At 70.9% G+C, this 24856-nt stretch carries 22 protein-coding genes; 6 read left to right on the forward strand and 16 right to left on the reverse strand.

Annotated elements, in window-relative coordinates; translation table 11 throughout:
• Positions 1-258: 258 nt before the first annotated feature.
• Positions 259-2715, reverse strand: a complete 2457-nt coding sequence (locus ADK57_RS01805; RefSeq protein ID WP_234389912.1) for a tetratricopeptide repeat protein — start codon at positions 2713-2715, stop codon at positions 259-261.
• 228 nt (positions 2716-2943) lie between these two features.
• Here ADK57_RS01805 and ADK57_RS01810 point away from each other — a divergent pair, with 228 nt between their 5' ends.
• Positions 2944-3456 (forward strand): DUF2165 domain-containing protein, encoded by a 513-nt coding sequence (locus tag ADK57_RS01810; RefSeq protein ID WP_107091456.1) that lies wholly within the window; start codon positions 2944-2946, stop codon positions 3454-3456.
• Here the strand turns inward: ADK57_RS01810 and ADK57_RS01815 are convergent.
• The 4 genes from ADK57_RS01815 to ADK57_RS01830 all read right to left on the reverse strand — a co-directional run bounded on the left by ADK57_RS01815 (position 3449) and on the right by ADK57_RS01830 (position 8569).
• The gene (locus tag ADK57_RS01815; RefSeq protein ID WP_053747527.1) at positions 3449-4015 is read right to left on the reverse strand and encodes a L,D-transpeptidase; all 567 of its coding nucleotides are present in this window, start codon (positions 4013-4015) and stop codon (positions 3449-3451) included. The two genes, ADK57_RS01810 and ADK57_RS01815, sit on opposite strands and share 8 nt — an antisense overlap.
• Positions 4016-4103: 88 nt before the next feature.
• Positions 4104-4979: a DUF4231 domain-containing protein gene (locus tag ADK57_RS01820; protein ID WP_053747528.1), complete on the reverse strand. Its 876-nt coding sequence runs from the start codon at positions 4977-4979 to the stop codon at positions 4104-4106.
• Between the two features lie 68 nt (positions 4980-5047).
• Positions 5048-7633 (reverse strand): bifunctional FO biosynthesis protein CofGH, encoded by a 2586-nt coding sequence (locus ADK57_RS01825; protein ID WP_053747529.1) that lies wholly within the window; start codon positions 7631-7633, stop codon positions 5048-5050.
• Positions 7634-7702: 69 nt separating this feature from the next.
• Entirely contained in the window at positions 7703-8569 is an 867-nt protein-coding gene (locus ADK57_RS01830) for an LLM class F420-dependent oxidoreductase (protein ID WP_053747530.1), read from the reverse strand.
• Between the two features lie 131 nt (positions 8570-8700).
• On the opposite strand from ADK57_RS01830, the gene ADK57_RS01835 reads away from it, so the two are divergent.
• The gene (locus ADK57_RS01835) at positions 8701-10233 is read left to right on the forward strand and encodes a CehA/McbA family metallohydrolase (RefSeq protein WP_053747531.1); all 1533 of its coding nucleotides are present in this window, start codon (positions 8701-8703) and stop codon (positions 10231-10233) included.
• A 7-nt stretch (positions 10234-10240) separates the two neighbouring features.
• Here ADK57_RS01835 and ADK57_RS01840 read toward each other — a convergent pair whose 3' ends face one another.
• The 7 genes from ADK57_RS01840 to ADK57_RS01870 form a co-directional block, all read right to left on the reverse strand.
• A complete protein-coding gene (locus ADK57_RS01840; RefSeq protein ID WP_053747532.1) occupies positions 10241-10651 on the reverse strand; it encodes a hypothetical protein in 411 nt (136 codons plus the stop codon).
• Positions 10652-10664: 13 nt separating this feature from the next.
• Positions 10665-11174 carry a protease inhibitor I42 family protein gene (locus ADK57_RS01845; protein ID WP_234389914.1) on the reverse strand — a complete coding sequence of 170 codons (510 nt, stop codon included), beginning with the start codon at positions 11172-11174 and terminating at the stop codon, positions 10665-10667.
• 18 nt (positions 11175-11192) lie between these two features.
• On the reverse strand, positions 11193-11585 hold the full coding sequence (locus ADK57_RS01850; RefSeq protein WP_053747533.1) for a hypothetical protein: 393 nt from the start codon (positions 11583-11585) through the stop codon (positions 11193-11195).
• A gap of 132 nt (positions 11586-11717) precedes the next feature.
• Complete coding sequence (locus ADK57_RS01855; RefSeq protein WP_053747534.1) at positions 11718-13307, reverse strand: peptidoglycan-binding protein; 1590 nt, start codon at positions 13305-13307, stop codon at positions 11718-11720.
• 195 nt (positions 13308-13502) lie between these two features.
• Positions 13503-14075, reverse strand: a complete 573-nt coding sequence (locus ADK57_RS01860; RefSeq protein WP_053747535.1) for a protease inhibitor I42 family protein — start codon at positions 14073-14075, stop codon at positions 13503-13505.
• 7 nt (positions 14076-14082) lie between these two features.
• On the reverse strand, positions 14083-15612 hold the full coding sequence (locus ADK57_RS01865) for a peptidoglycan-binding protein (RefSeq protein WP_234389915.1): 1530 nt from the start codon (positions 15610-15612) through the stop codon (positions 14083-14085).
• A gap of 255 nt (positions 15613-15867) precedes the next feature.
• A complete protein-coding gene (locus ADK57_RS01870) occupies positions 15868-16698 on the reverse strand; it encodes an endonuclease/exonuclease/phosphatase family protein (RefSeq protein WP_053747537.1) in 831 nt (276 codons plus the stop codon).
• 98 nt (positions 16699-16796) lie between these two features.
• Between ADK57_RS01870 and ADK57_RS01875 the strand changes: the two genes are divergently transcribed.
• Together ADK57_RS01875 and ADK57_RS01880 are read left to right on the forward strand one after the other, a co-directional pair.
• Complete coding sequence (locus tag ADK57_RS01875) at positions 16797-17192, forward strand: nitroreductase family deazaflavin-dependent oxidoreductase (protein ID WP_053747538.1); 396 nt, start codon at positions 16797-16799, stop codon at positions 17190-17192.
• A 131-nt stretch (positions 17193-17323) separates the two neighbouring features.
• Positions 17324-17767: a hypothetical protein gene (locus tag ADK57_RS01880; RefSeq protein ID WP_159049992.1), complete on the forward strand. Its 444-nt coding sequence runs from the start codon at positions 17324-17326 to the stop codon at positions 17765-17767.
• A 15-nt stretch (positions 17768-17782) separates the two neighbouring features.
• Here the strand turns inward: ADK57_RS01880 and ADK57_RS01885 are convergent, their stop codons facing one another.
• The 4 genes from ADK57_RS01885 to ADK57_RS01900 all read right to left on the reverse strand — a co-directional run bounded on the left by ADK57_RS01885 (position 17783) and on the right by ADK57_RS01900 (position 23053).
• Positions 17783-19237, reverse strand: coding sequence for an aldehyde dehydrogenase family protein (locus tag ADK57_RS01885; RefSeq protein ID WP_234389917.1), 1455 nt, complete (start codon positions 19235-19237; stop codon positions 17783-17785).
• Positions 19234-20964 carry an N-acyl-D-amino-acid deacylase family protein gene (locus ADK57_RS01890; RefSeq protein ID WP_053747540.1) on the reverse strand — a complete coding sequence of 577 codons (1731 nt, stop codon included), beginning with the start codon at positions 20962-20964 and terminating at the stop codon, positions 19234-19236. Before ADK57_RS01890 ends, ADK57_RS01885 begins: the two co-directional genes overlap by 4 nt.
• 96 nt (positions 20965-21060) lie before the next feature.
• A complete protein-coding gene (locus tag ADK57_RS01895) occupies positions 21061-22179 on the reverse strand; it encodes an LLM class flavin-dependent oxidoreductase (protein WP_078972894.1) in 1119 nt (372 codons plus the stop codon).
• Between the two features lie 103 nt (positions 22180-22282).
• Positions 22283-23053 (reverse strand): SDR family NAD(P)-dependent oxidoreductase, encoded by a 771-nt coding sequence (locus ADK57_RS01900; protein WP_053747542.1) that lies wholly within the window; start codon positions 23051-23053, stop codon positions 22283-22285.
• A gap of 217 nt (positions 23054-23270) precedes the next feature.
• On the opposite strand from ADK57_RS01900, the gene ADK57_RS01905 reads away from it, so the two are divergent.
• On the forward strand, positions 23271-23996 hold the full coding sequence (locus tag ADK57_RS01905) for a hypothetical protein (RefSeq protein ID WP_199830456.1): 726 nt from the start codon (positions 23271-23273) through the stop codon (positions 23994-23996).
• Between the two features lie 68 nt (positions 23997-24064).
• Positions 24065-24856 carry a hypothetical protein gene (locus ADK57_RS01910; RefSeq protein WP_053747543.1) on the forward strand — a complete coding sequence of 264 codons (792 nt, stop codon included), beginning with the start codon at positions 24065-24067 and terminating at the stop codon, positions 24854-24856.

Here is a 24856-nt window from a genome sequence, read left to right on the forward strand (position 1 = left end):
GTTCAGGGGGCGAATCGGTATGCCGGGTGTGACATGAGTGGTCCAATGTGGTCGGACATGGTCACGACGCCGACGCCGACCGCTGTGGCCCGGGCCGTCGTACGACCCGTTCCGCTCCCTCCGGCACCCTCGACGGCACCCCCGCCGAGCTGCTGGAAGCGGCGCTGACCGGTTCCACCGACGCGTTCGGCGCGCTCGACCTGGCGGTCCATGCCTGGGACATCTCCGTCGCAACCGGCCGCCGCAGCCGGACAGGCCCTAGTTGGCGGCGTTGTCGTGCTCACCGGGCCAGGGGGCGGACAGGCGGGCCGCGCGGGCGGCGTCGGCCTCCGCCCGGTCGTCGGCGCCCAGCCGTCGGTACACGGCCGCCCGCCGTTCCAGCGCCCACACGTACGAGGAGTTGAGCTCCAGAGCACGGTCGAGGTCGGCGAGCGCCTCCTCGTAGCGGCCGAGGTTGGACCGGGAGGCACCGCGACTCGCGTACGCCGACGCGTAGACGGGGTCCAGGGCCAGGGCCCGGTCGTAATCGGTGAGAGCGTCCTCGTCACGGCCGGCCGTGCGGAGCGCGTCGCCGCGCTCACAGCGGCCCCAGGCCCAGTCGGGTTGCAGGCCGAGCGCCCGGTCGAGATCGGCCAGTTGCCGGGCACGGTCCCCGCGGGCGCGCCACAGGCGGGCCCGGCGGGCGAGCGCCCACGCATAGTCCGGCTTGAGTTCGAGCGCGCGGTTCAGATCGGCGAGGGCCTCGTCGAGCTCACCACGGCTCAGGCGCGCGGCGCCCCGGGAGGCCCAGGCGAATTCCTGGTTCGGGTCGAGCCCGATCCCTCGGTCCAGGTCCTGGATAGCCTCGCCGTAGCGACCCAGGATCCGCTGGTGCTCGCCGCGCAGGAAGACGTTATACGGGTTGTCGGGCTCCAGCTCGAGAACCCGGCGAAGGTCGCCTAGGGCGCCCCGGTAGTCGCCGAGCGCGCTCCGGCTCAGGACCTTGCCCCGGTAGGCCCGCACGAGGTGGGGATCGAGCGCGAGGGCCCGGTCGTACTGCTCCAGCGCCCGCTCGCGGTCGCCGCCCCGCGCGAGCGCGTCGCCCCTCGCCGCCCATGCGGTCGCCCGCCACGGCTCGTCACCGCGGGCGCGGCTCAGCAGCAGCCGGAGCGCTTCGGCCACCCCGCCCTGGGCAAGCACCTCCGACAGTTCGCTCCCCCATGTCCGTACGGTCTCCGCATCCGCGTCCTCTCCCGCCTCGGCGAGCAGTCGCACCCACCGCCGCAGGACGTCCTCCCCGTGGTCGCACGCGGTGACGACGTCCGTCAGGACCATGGGCAGAGCGGCACGGGGCATCGCGCACAGCGAGTGGTACGACTCCGCCAGCCTCAGTTCCCGCCAGTCCTCCTCCTTCCAGAACTCTCCTGGTTCCAGGCCCGTTTCGGCCTCCTGCCGCCACCTCGCGAAGGTCTCCGTGATCCGTCCGTGCTGCTCCGCCCACCCCCTGGGGGACTGGCCGCGCTGCAACCGCAGCATCGGCGCCCGGACGAGGTCGTGGTACTGCATCCGGTTCCCGCGTTCGCTGACGAACGGCATTCTCTTCAGCCACTCGTACAACCCGTCGAACTCGCCTTCCGGACACTCGACCGCGGCCCGGAACACGTCCGCGTCCAGCATCCGGGGCAGCGCGCAGGCCAATGCGGCGGCCCTGCGCATCGGATCCTGCTCCCACTTCAGGAAGCGGTCCACGGCCGTGGCGCTGGGGTCGCCGATGTCCTCCGGGTCGGCCGGGCGCTGCTCGGCCAGGGTCGAGACGAGCACGGGCAAGCCGCCGGTGAGCCTCAGTACTTCGTCGACGACCGGCCCGGCCACGACCCCTTTGCCGGCGAGGAGGCCCCTCGCCTCCTCCTCCGTGAACGGCCCCAGCGGTACGTCCGTCATGAAGTCCGCGAAGGCACCCCAGCGGGCTGTGTCGAAGGGGCGCTGGCCGGCGGTGACCACAACGACGTTGGCGGGCAGGGTGCCGTACCGATCCGTCGTCATGATGTCGTGCAGCCACCCGTCGAGAAGCGGCCCCGTCCGCTCGTACGTGTCGAAGAACAGGACGACCCATGGCACGGCGGACGCGGCATCAGTCAGCTCGGTGAGCAGAACCGGCGTGAGGACGCGCTCCGGGGACAGCACCAGCTGTACGTCCTCCTGGCTGCGCAGGCGTGCGCTGACGCCGGCCCGCAACCGGTCTGCCCGCTGGGCGAGCTGGGCGGGGTCGAGCGCACCGGCGAAGGCTCCGACCCCCGGCACCATTCCCAGCCCCACCAACCCGGCCCGCGCCATCGCCATGCTCCCCGTCGACGGCCCTTCCGGCTCCGGTTCGAGTGAGGCGACCGCCGCCGCCTCCGCCTCGTGCCGTCGCTCCCGGTGCGCGGTGAGCATGCGGTCCAGCTCCTTGAACCGCCGTCCCTGCTCGGCGAAGTGGTGACCGACCACAGCCATGGCCTCCGGCACACTCCCGGCGGCCTCGTCGACGTACGCCGTAAGCGCGCCGCGTTCACGCGCGAGGTGTTCCAACTCCCGTACCAGGAAGGTCTTCCCGACCCCGGCGTTGCCGTGCACGTGGAACAGGAACCGATGCCGCTCGTCCTCCGGCCCGAGGTCGAGGTTCCTCCTGAACGCGGCCCGCTCGTCACCCCGACCCACAAACCCGGCGCGCCGGCGCAGCCGGATCAGCTCCTGCATCGAAGGCCGCGTCGGCCTCATCCGCACCACCCCCGTAGCCGGTCCTGCCGAAGTCTGACAGAGGCTCGGGCATCCGGACTCGTTCACCGCGCAGCCCGCCCGTCGGCTGCCTGCTCAAGTCCTCTTGGAACAAGCCTCGTTGGGCGTCCCTGCCCGCGAAATGCCGTCCGGAACCGGTCTGGCTCAATCCGTACCGGGGCACCACGTCGGGCGGGGAAGATGGCCGCCATGGCCACAACAACCTCACGCAGCGCCCTGTCCCTCACCGCCACCCTCCTCACCGCCACCGTCGCCCTCTACATGGCGCTCGTCGCCTTCGGGAACATCACCGACTTCGGGACGAATCAGCAGTTCGTGCAGCACGTGCTCGCCATGGATACGACGTTCAAGGACGACGACCTGATGTGGAGAGCCATTACCAGCAAGGGACTTCAGGACGCGGCGTACGTCGCGATCATCGTGTGGGAGACGGTCGCCGCGCTCGTCCTCCTCTACGGGACGTGGCTGTGGGCGCGGCGGGACCACGCCGGCGCCCGGCGGATCGCGACCTACGGTCTGCTCATGGTCATGCTGCTGTTCGGTGCCGGGTTCATCGCGATCGGCGGTGAGTGGTTCGCGATGTGGCAGTCCGGGGACTGGAACGGGCTGGACGCGGCGACCCGGGCGTTCGTGTTCAGCGGGATCGTGCTGCTGGTGGTCAATCTGCCGTCCAAAGAAGCGGGCGCACGGTCCGCTAGCTGACCACCACGACCGTCGTCCCCGCCTCCCCGAACGTCCACAGCGCGTCCCCGTCGGCCGTCTTCATGCGGATGCCGCCCGTCCGGACGCCCTCGGCCGGCGGGGGCGGCGAGGAGCCGTCCACGGCGCTGGAGAAGGCGACGTTGACGCCGGACGCGGTGGCGAAGTAGACGATGTGCTCGATCTGCACGCCGTCCGAGCCGGTCGTCGCGTCCGTGCGGGTCCCGACCGTGTAGGTGCCCTCGGCGGGATCGACCGTCCCCGGCCAGACCGCGAACGTACGGCGGGACGCGTCGCTCGCGTCGACCAGCCAGACCCGCTTCTGCCCGAGGGAGTAGACGATGCGCCGCCCGGTGCCGGAGCCGTCCGGCACCACGGCCGGCGCCGCGGACTTCGTGGGCGTGGGCTGCGCGGCCGGCGACGCACTGGGTCTGGCGGCCGTGGCGGTCGGCTGCGGCCCCTTGTCCGCCTGTACGGACAGGACGGAGACCGCCGCCACCGCGCCCGCCGTCAGGCCGGTCACCCAGACCCACGAGGGAAGCCGTCGGGCAGGCACGGGCACGCATCTCCTCAGCTACGGGACCCCGCGCATCGGGGCCCGATCATCGTACTGCGAGCCCACCGGCCCCGGCTCCCGGCGGCCTCCCGCCTCACCCCGCCCCCCGCGACGCCCGCCACATCGTGTGCTCCCTGCTGATCGCCTCCTCCGCGTCCGCGACCTCCTGGGTCCAGGAGGCGTCGTCGGCCTGGTTCAGCCGGTCGTGGACGACGCTCAGCTCGGTGGCGGCGAAGGTGTAGGCGCGGCCCAGCGTCTCGTACTGCCGGACCGCGAACCACGCCGAGCCGGCGCCCAGCACGGCCGCGAGGACGCCGGCGAGGTCGAAGTCCAGCACACCGGTGAGCCGTAGCACCGCCGCCGTCAGACCGAGCCCCTCCACCCCGATGAGCAGCAGCCGCCAGCGCCGCGCCCGCACGACGTTGGCCTTCGCCTTGTTCGTGTACCACTGCAGCTGGTCCTCGACGCGATACCGGATGTACGCCTGCTTCCGGGCGGCGAAGTCCCGGCCGCGCAGGTCGTTCATGGCGTCCGTGACCGCGGCCGACCCCATCGGGGCGAGGCTCGTGGCGGGGGCCTCCCTGATCAACTCCCGCAAGCGCTCCAGGAAGCGGAGTTGGGCCTCGCCCTGCGCCAGCCCGGCCGGGAACGGGGCGCCGCCCACCGCATACCGCCAGGCGAGCGTCTTCGTCGACTCGGCCAGCGCCCGGCCGTCGTACCAGGCCTCCTCCGGCCGCTCCGCCAGCAGCCAGACCTCCACCAGTATCGTCGCGACGAAGACCGCGACCAGGGCGAGGAACGCCGCCCGGTGGTTCAGCACCCCGCACGCCGCGGCGGCCACCGCCAGCACCAGCCGCCACTTCGTACCCCCGATGTAGCGCCGCTGGCCGGTCAGCGACGCGGTGTCCGAGGAGCGGAACACCACCGGCAGATCGTCGTCCCGCAGCCCGCCCACCGTCGAATCGCTCACCCATCGTCCCCCTCGCCGTCGGATAAAGGCACCAACCGGCCCTTTCTACCGTCTGGTCGGGGCGCGGGTCAGTCCAACACCGGCAACAATTCCGGAAGATGTCCGTCCGACACCGCCGCCGCCCGCTGCCGTTCCTCGGACACCTCGCCGTACAGCGTGGTCCGCGGCCTGGCCGGGCGTCCGGCCGCCTCCGCCACCTCGATCAGGTCCTTGACGGACTTGTACGAGCCGTAGGAGGAGCCCGCCATGCGGGAGATGGTCTCCTCCATGAGGGTGCCGCCGAGGTCGTTCGCCCCGGAGCGGAGCATCTCGGCCGCGCCCTCGGCGCCCAGCTTCACCCAGCTGGTCTGGATGTTGGGGATGTGCGGGTGGAGCAGGAGACGTGCCATCGCCGTCACCGCCCTGTTGTCCCGCATCGACGGGCCCGGGCGGGCGATGCCCGCCAGGTACACCGGCGCGTTGGTGTGGATGAACGGGAGGGTGACGAACTCCGTGAAGCCGCCGGTGCGTTGCTGGATGCCGGCCAGCGTCCTCAAGTGCCCCAGCCAGTGCCTCGGCTGGTCCACGTGGCCGTACATCATCGTCGAGCTCGACCGGATGCCCAGCTCGTGCGCCGTGGCGACCACCTCGATCCAGGTCGCCGTCGGCAGCTTGCCCTTGGTGAGGATCCAGCGGACCTCGTCGTCGAGGATCTCGGCGGCCGTGCCGGGGATGGAGTCGAGGCCCGCCTCCTTCGCGGCCGTCAGCCACTCGCGGATCGAAAGGCCCGTCCTGGTCGCGCCGTTGACGACCTCCATCGGGGAGAAGGCGTGCACGTGCATCCCGGGGACGCGGGACTTCACCGCGCGCGCGATGTCGAAGTACGCGGTCCCGGGCAGGTCGGGGTGGATGCCGCCCTGCATGCAGACCTCCACCGCGCCCACGTCCCAGGCCTGTTGGGCGCGGTCGGCGACCTGGTCCAGGGACAGCGTGTACGCGTCGGCGTCCGTGCGGCGCTGGGCGAAGGCGCAGAAGCGGCAGCCGGTGTAGCAGACGTTGGTGAAGTTGATGTTCCGCGTGACGATGTACGTGACGTCGTCGCCGACCGTCGACCTGCGGACGTCGTCCGCGATGCGGCACAGGGCGTCCAGCGCCGGGCCGTCCGCGTGCAGCAGGGCGAGGGCCTCCTCATCGGTGAGCCGGGTCGGGTCGTCGGCCGCCGTCGCCAGCGCCTGTCGTACGTCCGTGTCGATGCGCTCCGGCACCATGCCGGGGGCGGCCGCCTCGCGCAGGGCGCCCCAGTCGCCGTACACCTCGTCGAAGTCGTCGCGGCGGTCGGACGTGCGGCCCTCGGTGTCGATCGACACATGGAGATCCGTACGGCCAAAAGCGGCGAAGACCTCCTCCGGCTCCTGCCACGGGTGGCCCTCGACGACGGCGTCCGGTCGTGCCAGGCCCGTCTCCGGGTCCGCCAGCGCCCGTACGTGCGGACGCAGCCGCGGGTCCAGCCACGGTTCGCCGCGCTGGACGAACTCGGGGTACACGCAGAGTCGTTCCCGCAGTTCGAACCCGACGGCGGCCGACCTTTCGGCCAGCTCCTCGATCTGCGGCCACGGGCGCTCCGGGTTGACGTGGTCGATCGTCAGCGGGGACACCCCGCCCCAGTCGTCGATACCGGCGCGGATCAGGCGCTCGTACTCGGAGTCCACGAGGTTCGGCGGGGCCTGGAGACAGGCCGCCGGGCCCATGATGTGCCGGGCCACCGCCACCGTCGCCACCAGCGCGTCCAGTTCCGCGTCCGGCATGCCGCGCATCGCGGTGTCCGGCTTGGCGCGGAAGTTCTGGATGATCAGTTCCTGTATGCCGTGGTACGACCGGGACACGCGCCGCAGTGCGAACAGGGACTCGGCGCGCTCCTCGTACGTCTCGCCGATCCCGATGAGGATGCCGGACGTGAAGGGGACCGACGAGCGGCCCGCGTCCTCCAGGACCCGCAGCCGCACCGCCGGCTCCTTGTCGGGGGAGCCGTGGTGCGGGCCGCCGGGCTCGGACCAGAGCCGGGTCGCGGTCGTCTCCAGCATCATGCCCATGGACGGGGCGACCGGCTTGAGGCGCTGGAAGTCCGTCCAGGTCAGCACGCCCGGGTTCAGGTGCGGGAGCAGGCCCGTCTCCTCCAGGATGCGGATGGAGACGGCGCGGACGTACGCGATGGTGTCGTCGTAGCCGTGCGCGTCGAGCCACTCGCGCGCCTCGGGCCAGCGCTCCTCGGGCTTGTCGCCGAGGGTGATCAGGGCTTCCTTGCAGCCGAGGGCCGCGCCCTTGCGGGCGATGTCGAGGACCTCGTCCGGGGACATGAACATCCCGTGCCCGGCGCGGCGCAGCTTGCCGGGGACGGTGACGAAGGTGCAGTAGTGGCACTTGTCCCGGCACAGCCGGGTGAGAGGGATGAAGACGCTCTTCGAGTACGTGATGACACCGGGGCGGCCCGCCGTCTCCAGGCCCGCGTCCCGCACCCGGGCGGCGGACGCGGTGAGGTCCTCCAGGGCCTCACCGCGGGCCTGGAGCAGCACTGCGGCCTCGGCGGCGTCGAGGGCGACGCCGTCCCGGGCGCGTTTGAGGGCGCGACGCATGGAGTTCTCGGTGGGGCCGGTTCCGGAGGTCGCGGAAGTCGTCATCCGTCGAGCATACGAGCGACGTGATCAGTGCAGGCAGGAGCCGCCAGATTCGCCCCCGCCCGCCGGGCGTTACACGGTGTCACTGGCGGAGGGGAGATAACGGGCACAGTCGTCCAGCACCCTGAGCACCTCCGCCTCTCCCGCCGGCGGCAGCTGCACCACGACCTCCTCGATGCCCAGCTCGGCGTAGTGCGCGAGCTTGCCCGGCGAGGGGTGGACGGCGTACGGGACGACCTGGAGGGCCGCCGGGTCGCGGCCCGCCTCCGCCCAGGCGGCGCGCAGCACGGGCAGTGACTCCGACAGGCCGCGGCCGCCGATCGGCAGCCACCCGTCGGCGTACTCGCAGATGTGCGCGAACAGTTTCGGCCCGGCCGCCCCGCCGACCAGCGTGCGCGGACCGATCACCGGACCGCGCGGCTTCTGTACGGGTTTGGGATACGCGAAGCTCGCCCGGACGCTCCCGAACTCCCCCTCGTACGCCCTCGGCTCCTCGCTCCACAGCGCCCGCATCAGCGCCATCCGGTCCCGGACCAGTTCGCGCCGGGTGCGCCACTCGACGCCGTGGTCGGCGGCCTCCTCGACGTTCCAGCCGAAGCCGAGGCCGAGGGTGAACCGGCCGCCGGAGAGGTGGTCGACGGTCGCGATCTGCTTGGCGAGGTCGACCGGGTCGTGCTGGGCGACCAGCGTGATGCCGGTGCCGAGGCCGAGCCGCTCGGTCACGGCCGCGGCCTGGCCGAGCGCGACGAAGGGGTCGAGGGTGCGGCCGTACTCGGGCGGCAGGTCACCGCCCGCCGGGTACGGGGAGGTCCGCTCGACGGGGATGTGCGTGTGCTCGGGCAGGTACAGCCCGGCGAACCCGCGCTGCTCCAGCTCACGGGCGAGCCGGGTCGGGGTGATCGTCTCGTCGGTGAGAAAGACCGTCACGGAGATACGCATGGCTCATCTGTACCGGCTCCGCACCCATCTGTCCATACCGACTGGTCGGCATCTTTTCGGCCGTTATGTCGAGGGGCGCCAATTCCGCTGTCTTTCCACGGCAGTTCACACGCGTCCGGCACGGTTGAGGCATGTGTGACGCCAACGACAACAACGTCGACCACAGCATCGGAAGACGCGCACTGTTCGTGACGGGAGCCGCCGCCGCGCTTACGTTGGGAAGCGTGAGCTTCGCTTCAGCGGCCGGGGCGGCCGACGGGGACCAGGAGACGAGGACGGTCCGCGGCACCCTGCCCACCGGCTCCCCCGACTTCGTGTACGTACCGGTCGAAGTCCCCGCCGGCGTACGGGAGATCAGGGTCGCGTACGGCTACGACCGCCCGTCCGTCCCGGCCGGCACCGCGGGCAACGCCCTCGACATCGGCATCTTCGACGAGCGCGGCACCGAGCTGGGCGGGAAGGGCTTCCGGGGCTGGTCCGGCGGGGCACGGACCGAGTTCTTCCTCCGCGCCGACGACGCGACGCCGGGCTACCTGCCGGGCCCGGTGCGGGAGGGCACCTGGCACATCGCACTCGGGCCGTACACGGTGTCCCCGCAGGGACTGTCGTACGAGATCACGATCACGCTGACCTACGGCGCAGCGGGAGCGGCCGTCCGGCCGGCCTACCCGCCCTCGCGGGCGAAGGGCCGGGGTCGCGACTGGTACCGCGGGGACTGCCATCTGCACTCCTGGTACTCCGACGGCCGCCGCACCCCCGCGGAGATCGCCGCGCTGGCGCGGGCGGCGGGCCTGGACTTCATCAACTCCTCGGAACACAACACGCACGCGGCACACGCCCATTGGGCGCCCGAGGCGGGCGACGACCTGCTGATCATGCTGGGCGAGGAGGTCACGACGAGGAACGGCCACGTGGTGGCCCTCGGCACGGAACCCGGCACGTTCGTCGACTGGCGCTACCGGGCCCGCGACAACCGCTTCGGCCGCTTCGCACGGCAGATCCGCCGCGCCGGCGGCCTGGTCGTCCCGGCCCATCCGCACGCCACCTGCATCGGCTGCAACTGGAAGTTCGGCTTCGGCGAGGCGGACGCGGTCGAGGTGTGGAACGGGCCGTACACGCCCGACGACGAGGTCGGCCTGGCCGACTGGGACGGCATGCTGGTGGCGTCCGTGCGGGGCGGCGGCCGGGACTGGATCCCGGCGATGGGCAACAGCGACGCCCACCGCGATCCGGACGTGATCGGCCTGCCGCAGACGGTGGTCCTGGCCGACGACCTGACCCGCGAGGCGATCCAGGAGGGCATCCGGGCGGGGCGTTCGTACGTCGCCGAGTCGAAGAACGTGTCCCTCGCCTTCACGGCATCGGGCGGCCGCGGCGCACACGCGGGCATCGGCGAGCGGTTGGAGGTCGACCGCGACACCCCCGTCACCGTCCGCCTGGAGGTGACCGGCGCCCCACGCTGCACGGCCCGCCTCGTCACCGACCAGGGCGTCCTGTTCACCGGCGCACCGCTGCCGGTGACCGGTTCGGGGGTCGTCGAGTGGCGTACGACCCCCGCCTACGCGGCGTACGTCCGGGCGGAGCTGCGGCACGAAGCGGCGGCGGGGCCGCTGCCGGGGGCGTTGGCGGCGTTCACGAACCCGATCTTCCTGGGGCGCTCGTAGGCCGACGTCAGTTCCCCGCGGCGCGCGCCCTCGTCAGGTACTTCAGCTCGATGATCGTCGCGACGGCGCCCAGCCAGCGGGCCGCCGCCTCGTCGGCGGGGGCACCGCCCGCAAGCTGCGTGGCGGCCTCCAGCCAGTCGCGCACGACCGCTGCCGCCTCGGGGCGCGGCAACGGCTCGGGCAGCTCCGCGGCGTACGCCACGCCCCCGGCCCGGACCACCTCGGCGAGGAAGGCCACCGAGCGCGGCTGGGTGCCGAGGCGGTCGAGGATCACGGCGGCGGCCGCGGCGCCGTCGCCGAAGAGGGCGGTGCGGCGATGGCCGGGCGCGGCGGTGAGGCCGTAGCGCAGGAGCACGTTGACGTCGAACTCGGCCAGTTCGTCGTCGGTGTAGGACGGGTGGTCGGAGGTCGTGTTCATCGCGGGCCTCGGCTCAGCTGACGGTGACGGTGTAGGTGACCCGCTCGGGCTCGGACGGGGTGGCGGACGCGGACGGCGACGCGGCAGGCTCCGGGGAGGCCGCACTGCTGTCGTCACCCTCGCAGGTGGTCTTGAACGTGCAGTGCATCAGCACGATCTCGGTGCTGCCCTTGCCGGTGGCCTCGAAGGTGAAGGTGAGGTCGCTGCCCGCGCCCGGCACCGGCTCGTCGCCGGAGTCCGACCCGCTCTTCTCGCCCTGGCCGCGGACCACCGAGGTGTCGGGCTCGGGGTCGCCCAGGTACCAGTGCTCGCGGGTGGAGGCGTTCTCCTCGACGGTGAGCGTGAAACGCTCGCCGACCGCGGCGGAGATGCTGCGGTCCTGGGTGGGGTGGCTGCTGGGCTCGGTGGACTTGGCGGACTCGTCGGTGCCCGCTGCGCAGCCCGTGACGAGCGCGAGGAGCGCGACCGCGGTGACCACCGCCCTGCTCCGGGAGGTGGACGCCGTACGCATCGTCGGGTTCACTGTTCGCTTCCTTGCCCCTCAGTACTGGGACAGCACCGAGGGCCGCTCGCCGAAGGTCGGCATCGTGGTCATCTCGCTGTCGGCCACGTCCACGCTGCTGACCCGGGTCTCGACGAGGCTGTCGCTGCCGGAGTACGCCCCCTTGGCGAGGTGCAGCTTGTCGGCGAGCTCGTGCAGCGCGTCCTCGATCGTGCGGGCCTCCGCCGTCCAGGCCGCGATGTAGGAGTTGATCGCCTCCGCGGAGACGGCGCCGCCCAGCGCGTCCGTCGCGTAGCAGGCCCTGGAGTCGATCGCGGTGCGGATCTTCCCCGCGTCGTCGCCCGCGCCGTTCAGCTCTTTCGCCTGGCCGGTGAGCCCACTCTTCTGCACGGAGAAGTCCCGTGCCGACGTGGAGTCCTGTGCAGCGGTCATCGTCATTCCCCCGTATCCCCCGTTGATCACGTCGGCGGGAGGCTAACACGCGACGGTGGCGCGGCTGTCCGCGCATCACACGCCCCGCACTCGCCTCCCACACCATCCTCAAGGCCGTCGTCGACGACCGCTCTACTGCGGCACGTAGACGCTGTAGGCGTCGTCGAGTTCGCCGTTCGACGCCTTGCCCATGTTGCCGTTGATGAAGTCGTCCTCGCTGACCCAGGTGGTGGTGCCCCAGGGGTTGTAGATCTGCAGCATGTCGCCCTCCTGGCCGATGATGGTCATCGCGTGGGCGCCGTCGTCGCTCCTGACGTCGACCGGGACCGGCTTCCCCTCCGAGACCGCCTTCTCGACATCGGTCAGGACCTGCCTGCGTTCGTCGGCGCTGTTCATGTCGCGGCGCTGGTAGTCGTCGCCGGTGGCGCCGCCGATGGCGTCGTCGGCGATGCGTTCCTGCCCCTCGGGGCCCATGCCGCCCCAGTTGGCGCCGCCGTCGCCTTCGGTGTGCAGCCGATGCTGTTCCTCCACCAGGCGCTGCCGGAAGGCGCCGGGGTCGTCCTCCTGTCCGCTGGGTCCGCCGGTGAGTTCGAGGGCGTAGAGGGGGTCGACCATGGCGCGCGCGGTGACGGTGGACGAGGCCACACAGGTGCCCTCCGAGCCGTCGCCGCCCTGGACCCATTTCTGGCCGTCGAACGTCTGGTCGTCGATGTTGACGTTGGACCCGTCGGGGTTCGTCCCCTCGTCGTTCAGGCTGTCGCCCTTGGTGGTGATCGGCGACAGGTGCCGTTGCAGCCACGCCGGGTCCTTGCCCTGGATCTTGAAGGCGAACTCGTCGATCTCGTCGACGCTGCGGCCCGCGGCGAGGGCCTTCATGAGATACGCCTTCTCCTGCGGGGAGGAGGTGTTCGCCATGAGGAGTTCCATCCGGGCCCGGTCGGCCGGCGGGAGGTTCTCCATGGCCCGGCCCGAACGCTCCAGCTCGGCCGCGGAGAGGATCTCGTTGTACTCGGCCTCGCCCTTCACATTGCTGGTGTCGGCGAGCATGAGCCGGTCGACCGGGGACAGCTCGTCGGTGTCCATCTTCCCGGCACGGGCCTCGGTGGCCCACTTGTTCAGGTCCCGGGCCGCGACGCGGCAGGCCTCGCCGGCGGCGAGAACGGCCTTGCGCATCAGACCGACGCCGTAGGAGGCGTCGTGGGCGGCGTTCAGCCGGTCCCACTGCTCCTCGTCGTTCTCGCGCAGTTCGTCGAAGAAGCCCTCGCGGTCGCTGCCCATCTCCGACAGCGCCTGCTTCAGCTTTCCCCGGCCCTCGCTGTCCTGGCTCTGGGCCTCGGTGATCGCGTCGGCCAGGACGATCAGCGCCCTGGAACCGCCCTCGAACGCCTCCGCCATGTCCGACACGGCCCGCGCCGCGGCACTCACCGCGTCCGAGGCGAGGACACTCGTGTCGCCGACCCAGACCTCCGGCAGCCCTTTGCGGGCCACCCTGTTCACCCGCTCGTGCAGGGCCATCGCCTCGTCGAGCTGGTCGCGGTACCGCATACCCAGCGATTCCAGCATCCCCGGATCACCCTCCGGCGGGGGCTCCGCGAACGCCAGGTCGATCAGGTCCAGCAGATCGTTCTTGCTCCCGGCCTTCAGCATGCGGTCGCTCAGCCCCGCCAGCCGCTCGGCACGCTCGCTCGCGGACTCGTTGATCCGCCGCAAGAATCCTGACATCGCCGGCCCCGTTCCCCCGTTTTCCGTCCCCGCGGTACCGAATCCGTCAACCCGGCTTCCCGTGCGGGGCATTGAACATGATCATGCCCGCGGGACGTTAACACGGCACGGAGATGCACACGCCGGGGAATCACACGCCGCGCACACGGCTCCCACAGCATCCCCGCGCCGCGCGAGCCACCCGGCCACGGCACCTCATCGGACCGTGACCTCGAAGACGTGGAAGGCGGCCTCGGGGCCCGGTGTTCCGGTGGCGGTGGGGAACGGGGAGGCGGACGCGGACGCCGAACCGCTGTCGCCGGCGTACGGGCTCGCCGTGTCGGTGGGGCCGCCGCAGGTGTTCATCGGGCACCACAGCAGCCGGACCGTGGCCGTGCCCTTGCCGAGCGCGGTGAAGTCGAAGGACTGCGTGCCGCCGGAGGCGCCATCGAGTTCGCTGTCCTCGTAGTCCTCCCGCTTGCCGCGGTACTTCAACACGTCCGCGTCCGGCTCGGGTTCGGTGAGGTACCAGTCCTGGCCCAGGTTCGGGCTGGCCGGGAGGGTGAGGGAGAACCTCTCCCCCGCCGCCACCGTGATGGCCCGGTCCTGCGGGCCGTACTCGGTGGCGGGGGCGCCGGACTCGCCGGCGGAGGCGGAGGCCGTGGCGGTCGGGGCGGAGGCCGTGGCGGTGGGGGCGTCGGGCCCGCCGGACTCGCCGCAGCCGGTGAGGGTGAGGGTGAGCAGACCGGCCAGGGCGGCCGGGCCGACGAGCAGTGCGCGTGTGTTCATGGTCGGTTCAGTCCTGCGGTAGGTGGACGGCGTAGGCGTTGGGCAGGCCGTCGTTGCTGGCCTTCGCCATGCCGCCGTTGACGAAGTCGTCCTCGCTGACCCAGGTGGTGGTGCCCCAGGGGTTGTAGATCTGGAGCATGTCGCCCTCCTGGCCGATGATCATCATGGCGTGGCCCGACCGCTTGCCGTTGTCGTCGTGTCCCTCGACGCCGATGGGTACCGGCTTGCCCTCCGCCACCGCCTTCTCGATCTCCGGCAGGGCGTCGCGCCGGGCGTCGGCGGTGCGGACCTCCTGGAGCTCGTAGGCGCTGCCCGTGTCCGGGCTGACCTCCTTGTTGAGGACTTCGGTCTTGCCGTCGAGGCCCATGCTGTTCCAGTTGGCGCCGCCGTCGCCTTCGGTGTGCACCCGGTGCTGTTCGTCCACCAGGCGCTGCCGGAAGGCGTCGGGGTCGTCCTCCTGTCCGCTGGGTCCGCCGGTGAGTTCGAGGGCGTAGAGGGGGTCGACCATGGCGCGCGCGGTGACGGTGGACGAGGCCACGCAGGTGCCCTCCTGGCCGTCGCCGCCCTGGGTCCAGCCCTGGGAGTCGAAGTCCTGGCGGTCGGTGTTGACGTTGGAGCCGTTGTACTTCGTCCCCTGGTCGTCCAGGCTGTCGCCCTGCGTGGTGATCGGCGAGAGGTGCTCCTGCAGCCACGCCGGGTCCTTGCCGTGGATCTTGCCGGCGAAGGTCTCGACCTCGCCGACGCCGTGTCCCGCGGCGAGGGCCTTCATCAGGTACGCCTTCTCCTGCGGGGACGAGGCGTCGGCCATCAGCTTTTCCATGCGGGCGCGTTCGGCGGGCGAGAGGTTCTCCATGGCCCGGCCGGAACGCTCCAGTTCGTTCGCGGTGAGGATCTCGTTGTACTCGGCCTCGCCCTTCACGCCACTGGCGTCGGCCAGCATCAGCCTGTCGACCGCGGACAGCTCGTCGGTGTCCATCTTCCCCGTACGCGCCTCCGCGGCCCACTTGTTCAGGTCCCGGGCGGCGACACCGGCGGCGTCATGGGCGGCGACGGCGGCCTTGTGCATCAGATCGGCACCGGCCGCGGCGACGGAGCGGGCCGCCGCCAGAGCCTGCTTCTCCTCGTCGGTCTCGATCAGGCCGTCCAAGTAGCCGTCCCGGCCGCCGAGTCCGCCCCTGGCGTCGTTCAGCGTCCTGCGGCCGGCGGCGTCCTGCTGCTGAGCGTCCTTGACCGCGTCGGACAGCGCGAGCAGCGCCCTGGCGCCGCCCTGGAACGCGTCCGCCATCTCCGACACCGAACGCGACGCCGCGCCCACCGCGTCCTGGGCCAGCACGCTCGTATCGCCGACCCAGACCTCCGGCAGTCCCTTGCGTGCCACCTTGTCGACGCGCTTGTACAGGTCGCCGACCTCATCGAGCTGATCGCGATAGGTCCGGCCCAGCGTCTCCAGCGTCGCCGGATCGCCCTCCGGCGCGGCCACCGCGAGCGCCTGGTCGATCAGATCCAGCAGCTCGTTCTTGCTCTTCGCCTTCGGCATGCTCTGACTCAACGCGGCCAACCACTTACGGCGGTCGGTCATGATGTCCGGAAGCCACCCGAACCCGCCCATCGCCACCCCGTTCCCCCGGTCCCCGTCCCCGCACCGGCGGTGCCGTCAACGCGGCCTGCCGGGCGGGGTATTGCACGTGATCACAACCGCGAGACGCTAACACGACGCAGAGACCCGTACACCGGCGGACCACACGCCGCACACAGGGCTCCCACTTCGTCCCCGCGCAGGCGCGGGGACGGGTCAGGCGCCGATCTCGTCCGCCGCCAGGTCGGCCACCACCGCCGCATGGTCCGAAGCCCACACCCCGTCCACCGGCCCGTCGCCCGCCCGCCGCACATGCCGGACGTGGCCCTCGCCGACCGGGCCGGGCGGGCCCACGTGGATGTAGTCGATGCGGACGGCGGGCTCCAGCACCCGTGCCGCGTAGGGGTTCTCAGGGGTCCAGGTGGCGGCGGGGGCGGCCGGGTCGGCGTACTCCCAGGCGTCGTAGAGGACCTGGCCGGGTACGACCGGCTCGGTCTTGTAGCCGCCGAACCGGCGGACCGCGTCCGAGTCCGGCCAGGCGTTGAAGTCCCCGGTGACGACGGGCGGGAACGGGGTGCCGCCCCGGTGCCGGGCGACCATTTCCGCGAGCGCGGTGACCTGGCGGCAGCGCACCGCCGAGGCGTGCAGGGCCGAGGTGAGGTGAGTGGTGAAGAACGGGATGTCGTAGGCGGGGGTGGCCAGGCGGGCGTACAGGGCCGTGCGGCCGTCGGCGAGGTCGGCCGGGGCGGGCAGTTCCAGTACCTCCTGGTCGACCACCGGCCAGCGGGTCAGGACCGCGTTGCCGATGTCGACCGTGGGGTCCCCGATGCGGCGCCGCCAGCGTTCGGGGGACGGGGACGGCGCCCACGCCCAGTGCAGACCCAGCTCTTCGGCGAGCCACTCGGCCTGGTTCTCCCCGCCCGCGGCCCACACCTCCTGCAGGCCGACGACGTCGGGGCGCAGGTCCCGCAGCACCTCGAGAATCGCCTTCTGCCGCGCTTCCCAGGGGCCGAAGCGCCACCACAGGTTCCAGGTCACGACCCTCATCCGCAGCCACCGTCCTCGAATCCCGCGGCGTCGGGGACCATTGAAGCAGCCGTCAGAACGATCCCGCCGTCCCTTGCGCCACAGGAGGCCCAGCGCCGATGTCACGCCCAGCCGATCTCAGGTTCCGCGCCACCACGGCCTTCCAGCGCCGCGTCGGCAATCCGGTACTGCGCCGCCTCCCTCTCCAGACGGTCCTGGAGACCACGGGCCGCACCTCCGGCCTGCCCCGCCGGACCCCGGTGGGCGGACGCCGCGTCGGGGACTCCTTCTGGCTGGTCTCGGAGTTCGGCGAGCGTTCCCAGTACGTCCGCAACATCAAGGCCGATCCGCGGGTACGGGTGCGGATCCGGGGGCGGTGGCACGACGGGACGGCCCACCTCCTGCCCGACGACGACCCGGTCGCCCGCCTGCGCAGCCTGCCGCGCCTCAACAGCGCGGGAGTGCGGCTGCTGGGGACGGGACTGCTGACGGTGCGGGTGGATCTGGGCACCTGAGGTCAGGTCGAGGGAGTTCGGTTCGGTCCCGAAGATGGCCGAAAAACGGGATCTTCACCAGGCGTACCGGGGGTAACACTGGCTCCATCCAGTTGTTCAGATTTGGAGGAACCATGCGAACCCTGCGATCCATGCGAACCCTGCGATCTCGCTCAACCGCCTTGTCCGCCCTCGTCGCTGTCGCCGGAGCCACCACCCTCGCGGCGGCCCCCGCCGCGACCGCGGAACCGGCCGCCGCCACCGCCGCCACCGCCGTCCTCGCCGCCGACGTCCCCATGACCGCCCGGGGCGAGGGCACCTCCGTCGTCTGGTTCGGCAGCCTCCGCATCGACGACGGAAAGACCGTCACCTGCCTGACCGCCTCCAATCCCAGCGGCGGCGACGGCCGGATCAGGTTCACCACCGACTACAAGATCACCCCGGGCACCACATACGGCGTCTCCGCCTGGGAGACCGGCAAGTGCAGCACCTACATCGAGCAGACGGGTCGCTGGTCGCAGTCCCTCGGCGGCGTGACGGTGAAGCCGACGGCCGCGGACGTCGCCGACGGCGTGTACGAGGTCAGGATCCCGTGAGCACCCGGTAGGAGCTCACCCCGGCCACACGATCGCCTGCACCTCGCTGTACGCGTGCAGGGCGTACGAGCCCACGTCGCGGCCCACGCCGCTCTTCTTGAACCCCCCGAACGGCGCCTCCATGTTGCGGCCCACGGTGTTCACGCCGACCCCGCCGGCCCTCAACTGCCGAGCCACCCGGAAGGCGCGGGCGACGTCCGCCGACCAGACGTAGTCGATGAGCCCGTACTCGGTGTCGTTGGCCAGTTCCACCCCCTCCTCCTCTTCCTCGAAGGGGACGACCGACACGACCGGACCGAAGATCTCCTCGCGGGCCACACGCATGTCGTTGGTGCAGTCCGCGAGGAGGGCGGGGGCCACGTAGAACCCCTTGCCGGACACCGACGGCCGTTCGCCGCCCGTCACCACCACCGCGCCCTCCTTGCGGCCGAGTTCGACGTACGACTCCACCCGGTCCCGGTGGGCCGCCGAGATCACCGGCCCGACCACCGTGTCCGGCTCCCGCGGGTCTCCCACCTTCAACCGGCCCGCGTAAGCAGCCAGTTGCTCGACGAGACGGTCGTACACACCGCGCTGCGCGAGCACCCGCGTCGGCGCCGTGCAGATCTGCCCGCTGTAGAAGGAGAAGGTCGTCCCGATCCCGGCCACCGCCGAACCGACGTCAGCGTCGTCGAAGACGACCGCCGCCCCCTTCCCGCCCAGCTCCATCAACTGCCGTTTCATGTCCCGCCCGCAGACGGACGCGATGCGCTGTCCGACCGTTGTGGAGCCGGTGAAGCTGACCATGTCGACGTCGGGGGACGAGACGGCCGCCTCCCCCACCTCCGCCGACCGGCCCGAGACGACGTTCACGACTCCGCGCGGCACCCCGGCCGCCTCCAGCGCCTCCGCCATCCGGTAGACGGAGAGGGGGTCCTGCGGGGCCGGCTTCACCACGACCGTGTTGCCCATCGCGAGCGCCGGGGCGACCTTCCCCGCCGGGTTCGCCCAGGGGTTGTTGTACGAGGTGATGCAGGTGACGACCCCGACCGGCTGACGTACGGCCAGCGCGCCCATCACCGCCGCCCGCCCCATCGGTCCGGCCTCGTTGATCTGCGGCGGGATCGCCCACTCGGCGGGCTCGACGCGCGCGTACCGCCGGAAACGGGCGGCCGCCACCCCGACCTGCATCCGCCGGGCCGTCGCCGTGGTCGCCCCGGTCTCCGCCCGGGCGAGCTCGGCATACGACTCCAGGCGGGCCCCGATGATCCCCGCGGCCCGCTCCAGAATCGCCGCCCGTTCCTCCGGCGTCGTACGCGACCACGGCCCGAAGGCCTCGCGGGCCGCGGCACAGGCCGCGAGCACCTGATCCCGCGAGGCCTCCGGCGCCCGGCCGACGGTCTCCTCGGTCGCCGGGTCGACGACCTCGTAGTGACCGCCGTCCGGCTCTACCCACACACCGCCGACGAACAGCCGCTGTCCCTCGGTCACTTGGTCGCCACCGTCCGGGTGTCCCGCCCCGAGCGCAGCACCTTCCCGGGCACCGCCCCGCTCACCACGTCGTCCCGGATCGCCTCGACCCCGTTGACCCACACGGCCCGTATCCCGAGGGCCTTGGAGTCCAGCCGGGGGCTGTCACCCGGCAGGTCGTGCACCAGGGTGGCCTTGCCCGCGTCGATCCGTTCCGGGTCGAAGAGGACGAGGTCCGCATGGAAGCCCTCCCGTATCCGGCCGCGCTCACGGAGCCCGAAGAGCTGCGCCGGATCGTCCGTCAGCATCTTCACGGCCTGCTCCAGCCCGACCAGCCTCCGCCCGCGCAGGCAGTCCCCGATGAAGCGGGTCGTGTACGGCGCCCCGCACATCCGGTCCAGATGCGCGCCCGCGTCCGACCCGCCGAGCAGGACGTCCTCGTGCTGCCAGGTCTCGGCGCGCAGGGCCCAGGACGCCGGGTCGTTGTCGGTGGGCATGGGCCACAGGACCGTACGCAGCTCGTCGGCGGCGCAGATCTCGACGAGGCAGTGGAAGGGGTCCTGGCCCCGCTCGGCCGCGATGTCCTGCACCACCCGCCCGCTCAGACCCCGGTTCGCCTCGCTGTACGTGTCGCCGATGACGTATCGGCCGAAGTTCGTCAGCCGCCGGAAGACGCCCGCCTCCTTGGACCCGGCGCGCTCCAGCATCTCGGCCCGGACGGACGGGTCGCGCAGTCGCTCGATGCGCTCGGGGACGGGGAGGGCGAGGACCGGGCCCCAGCCCGGGATGAGGTTCAGGGCGCAGAAGGTGCCCAGGGACATGTTCATCGGCGTGAGGATCGGCATGGTGAGCGCGACGACCCGGCCGCCCGCCTTCCGGGCCTGCTCGCTCGCGAGGAGCTGCCTGGGCACCCGCTCGGGGACGGACGCGTCGACCGTGAGGACGTTCCAGTTCAGGGGGCGTCCGGCCGCCGCGCTCATCTCGACGAGCAGGTCGATCTCCGCGTCGCTGAACTGGTCGAGACAGCCCGCGACGATCGCCTCGATCTGGGTGCCCTCGTGCTCACCGACGGCCCGGGAGAGCGCCAGCAGCTCGGCGGGCAGGGCGTGCCGGGAGGCGACCGGCTTGCCGTCGCCGTCGGAGTGGGTGGACGACTGGGTGGTGGAGAAGCCCCAGGCCCCGGCGTCCATGGCCTCGTGGAAGAGCGCGAGCATCTCGCCCAGTTGCTCCTCGCTCGGCTGTCCGCCGATCGCGTCCGGCCCCATCACGTACCGCCGCAGCGCGCAATGCCCCACCATGAAGCCGGCGTTGACGGCGATCCGCCCCTCCAGCGCGTCCAGGTACTCCCCGAAACCCCGCCAGCTCCAGGGCGCCCCCTCCTCCAGCGCGACCAGCGACATGCCCTCGACCTTGGACATCATGCGGCGGGTGTAGTCGGCGTCCTGAGGACGGGCCGGGTTCAGCGGTGCCAGGGTGAAACCGCAGTTGCCGGCCGCGACCGTGGTCACCCCGTGGTTCAGGGACGGGGTGGCGTACGGATCCCAGAAGAGCTGGGCGTCGTAGTGGGTGTGCGGGTCGACGAACCCGGGCGCGAGAACGAGCCCGGAGGCGTCCTCGACGGTACGGGCTTCCTCGGTGACAGTACCGAGGGCGGCGATACGGCCGTCGCGGACGCCGACGTCGGCGGTGTACGAGGGCGCGCCGGTTCCGTCCACAACGGTCGCGCCCTTGATGACGTGATCAAGCATGGGGGCTGCCTCCTCGAACTCCGGCCCGGTGCACCTGCCTAGGGGCGCGGGGAACTGCGCGACCAGCCACAACGGACCCGCACCCCGCGACGGCGATCAAGAGGCAGCCCGGAACCGCGACGTCCGATGCACCGGATCCGTGTCGATCTTCGGAATCACGTGCTCCCCGATCAGCCGGATCGTCTGCAACGTCTCCTCCTTCGGCACCCCGACCGGCAACCCGAAGCTCAACTGGTCGGCCCCCGCCTGCTCCCACCGCTTGCACTGCCGGGACACCTCGTCCGGATCCCCGCAGATCAACAACTCCTCCTCGATGAGGACCTCGACGAACTCCGCGGTGTACTCCGGCAACGTCTCCGGCCACACGGGAAAGCCCTCGGGCCGCGGGAAGGTGTCGTGGTACCGGAACACCAGCGACGGCAGATAGTGCAGCCCGCCGTTGACCGCGATCTCGATCGCCTCGGCGTGCGTGGGCGCACAGATCGCGGTGGTCGTCACCATCACGTTGTCGTTGACGAAGTCCCCGATCGGCTCGGCGTCCACGATCGCGCTCTTGTACTGCTCGAGGACCCACTCCATGTCGGAGACCTTCTGCACGCTGAAGCCGAGCACTCCGAGGCCCTTGCGGGCGGCCATGGCGTACGAGGGCGGCGACCCGGCGGCGTACCACATCGCCGGATGGGACTTCCCGTACGGCTTCGGGAGCACCTTCCTCGGCGGGAGCTGCCAGTGCTTGCCCTGGAAGCCCACGTACTCGTCCTGGAGCCACATCTTGGGGAACTCGGCGATGGTCTCTTCCCAGATCTCCTTCGTGTGGTTCATGTCGGTGATGCCCGGAAGGAAGCCGAGGATCTCGTGCGAGCCGGCTCCGCGTCCGCTGCCGAACTCGAAGCGGTTCTCGGTGAGATGGTCGAGCATGGCGACCTTCTCGGCGACCTTCACGGGATGGTTGACCTGGGCCAGCGGGTTGAAGATCCCGGAGCCGAGGTGGATCCGCTCGGTGGCGTGTGCGAGGTAGCCGAGGAAGACGTCGCTGGCGGAGAGGTGCGAGTACTCCTCCAGGAAGTGGTGCTCGGACGCCCAGGCGTACTTGAACCCGGACTTGTCCGCCTGGATGACGTACTCGGTCTCCTCCATCAGCGCCTTGTGCTCGGCCAGCGGGTCGGTCTCGGCGCGCTTGCCCACGTATCCCTGTACAAAGAGCCCGAATTCCAAGGAGGTTCACCATCCCCAGTCCAGAGTTTCTGACGTACCGTCAGATTCAGCTGTTCGCCGACTGTGGCACCGCAGCCATGCACCGTCAATAGCTGACGAATAGTCAGATGACGGCGACTCCCGCCAGCCACCCCCCGTCGATCACGAACGGCTGTCCGGTGATGTAGGAGGAGTCGTCGGAGGTGAGGAAGAGCGCGAGCCGGGCCACCTCCTCCGGCCGCCCGATCCGGCCCAGCGGCACGAGTTTGCGGTACAGCCCGTCGATGGCCTTCGACATCTCCTCGACGTCCGCTTCCGGGTCCATCCGGGCCGGGTTGGACATCGCGGTGTCGATGGCCCCCGGGCACACGGCGTTGACGCGTATCCGGCGGGGGGCCAGCTCCAGGGCGGCGACCCGGGTGAGGCCGACGATCGCGTGCTTGGTCGCCGCGTACGCGCCCACCGCCGCCATCCCGGTCACCCCGGTGTACGAAGCGGTGTTGACCACCGTCCCCCCGTCCGCCATCGCGGGCGCGACACTCTTGATGCCGAGGAAGCAGCCGACCTGGTTGACCCGGACGACGTCCATGAACTCGTCGAGGGGCGTGTCGACGAGGGTGTTGAAGCGCAGGACGCCGGCGTTGTTGACGAGGCCGTCGACCCGGCCGTACGTGTCCCGGGCGGCGGCCACGGCCCCGCGCCAGTCGGCCTCCTCACGGACGTCGAGGCGGACGTACAGCGCGCCCAGCTCCTCGGCGAGGGCCCGGCCCTGGTCTTCGAGGACGTCGGCGACCACGACCTCGGCCCCTTCCTCCCTGAAGAGCCGGGCCTCCTGCTCCCCCTGCCCGCGCGCCGCGCCGGTGATCAGGACGACGCGTCCGTCGAGCTTGCCCATGCGGAACCCCCTTCACATCGATGGAGCTCAGCAGCGTACCGCCAGATCTGACGAATCGTCAGATGCGGGAGTCCGCCGTCGCGAAAGCAAATCTCAAGTGACCGGAGAGTAGGGATATTTGACCCTGTCGGGACCGCCCGAGGGGCCCCAATAATCCTCAACGGAAAGGCAAAGGAACCTAAAGGAATCCCTATGAATCCCAAGGAGGGAGCTCACCATGGCCAGGAGGAGCAGGACGAACAAGAAGGTCCGGCTCATAGCCGTCGGAGCCGCGCTCGCGACCGGCGGGGCCATCATCGCGCTGCTGCCCTCGGCGAACGCCGCCGACGACAAGACACCCGAAGAGATCATGCAGATGTGCGACCAGTCCCGGGTGATCAACGGCGAGCAGCAGTCATTGGACAGCAGCTTCAGTGACAGTTTCCTGTCCGACTCCTGCGAGTTCGTCGAGACGAAGTTCGAGGCCCTCAACGGGCCCACGGAAAAGGTGACGGTCGACTTCCCGAACTGTGAGCCGAACGCCACCGGTCCCGCGACGGTCACCACCGAATGGTCGACGGCGGTGGCGCAGGGCCAGGGCAAGTACTCCGTGACCCAGCAGGGCGGCGGAGGCGGTCTCTTCGGATTCCTCAGCGGCTCCTGGGTGAAGCACACGGGAACGCTGGACATGACCATCAAGTCGGCGACCGCCAGCGACTCGGAGGAAAGGCAAGTCCCCGTCGGCAAGGTGCTCCACGTCGAGTTCACGCCGAAGTTGCAGCGCATGACCGGAGTCTGGCGGGTGAAGATCGACGCCCGCGAGGCGACCACGACCACCAACGCCACACCCGAGCAGATCTTCGAGGCGGAGGACGTCGTCGAGGGCCCCGTCGTCCTGGCGGGTGCCGCCGGCGCGCCCGGAGTTGCCGACGGCGTCTCCAAACCGGTCCTGACCGACTGCTGAGACGCGCTCCGCACACCCTGAACGCCTCATTTCCCCCCACCCAGCACACCCTGTACAGGAGACTCACCATGACAGGCACCGGCCGCGGCGGAAGCCACCGGAGCAAGAAGAAGCGCATCACCCTCGTCCTGGCACCGGTCGCCGCCCTCGCGGTGGCCGTCCCGCTGATGAACAGCGCGGGTGCGGCCACCCCCGACGAGGCGGCCACCGACTGCCGCACGGACTCGGACAAGCTGGAGAACTGCCAATTCGTCGACGTCCAGGTCAAGCGGGACAGTTTCGGGCCCAACGAGCGGGTTTCCGCCGTGAGCGACAACTGTGGATCGACGGCCGAGGCAACGAAGTCCTTCAGCGTGAGCGCGGCGGTGACCAGGGTCATTCAGCTGGAAGACGGATTCACCGTGGACGGCGAAACGAAGTTGGGCAACTCGTTCTTCGAGATCGGCGGGAAGTTCAGTACGTCGGAAATCAATATCAAGCGCGACGACACCACGAGCTCGTTCACGTTCTCCCGAAGCGACGCGGTGCAGGCAGACAACATCGGCTTCTTCATGTGGTCCCACAAGCGCACCGACGTCAGCGGATTCCTCAAGGCCACCTACAAGGAGGCACAGGACGGCCAGACGGTGTTCTTCTCCCCGAGCGAGGGAGCCACCACCATCCACGCCTTCTATCCGCAACTGCTCAGCAACGGAACCCCGGACGGCCGTCTTTGGCTGCGCAATGTGAAGTGCGGAACACCGGAGGCCGACGGGATCCTCAACAGCACGAAGAGCCTCCGCACCGAGCCCGGATTCGGTGAGGGCGGCGAGAACGTCACCGACGTCGAAATACCGTTGTCGGAGATTCCGGCACCGTAG

The organism is Streptomyces sp. MMG1533 (assembly GCF_001279775.1).
Classification (GTDB): Bacteria; Actinomycetota; Actinomycetes; order Streptomycetales; family Streptomycetaceae; genus Streptomyces.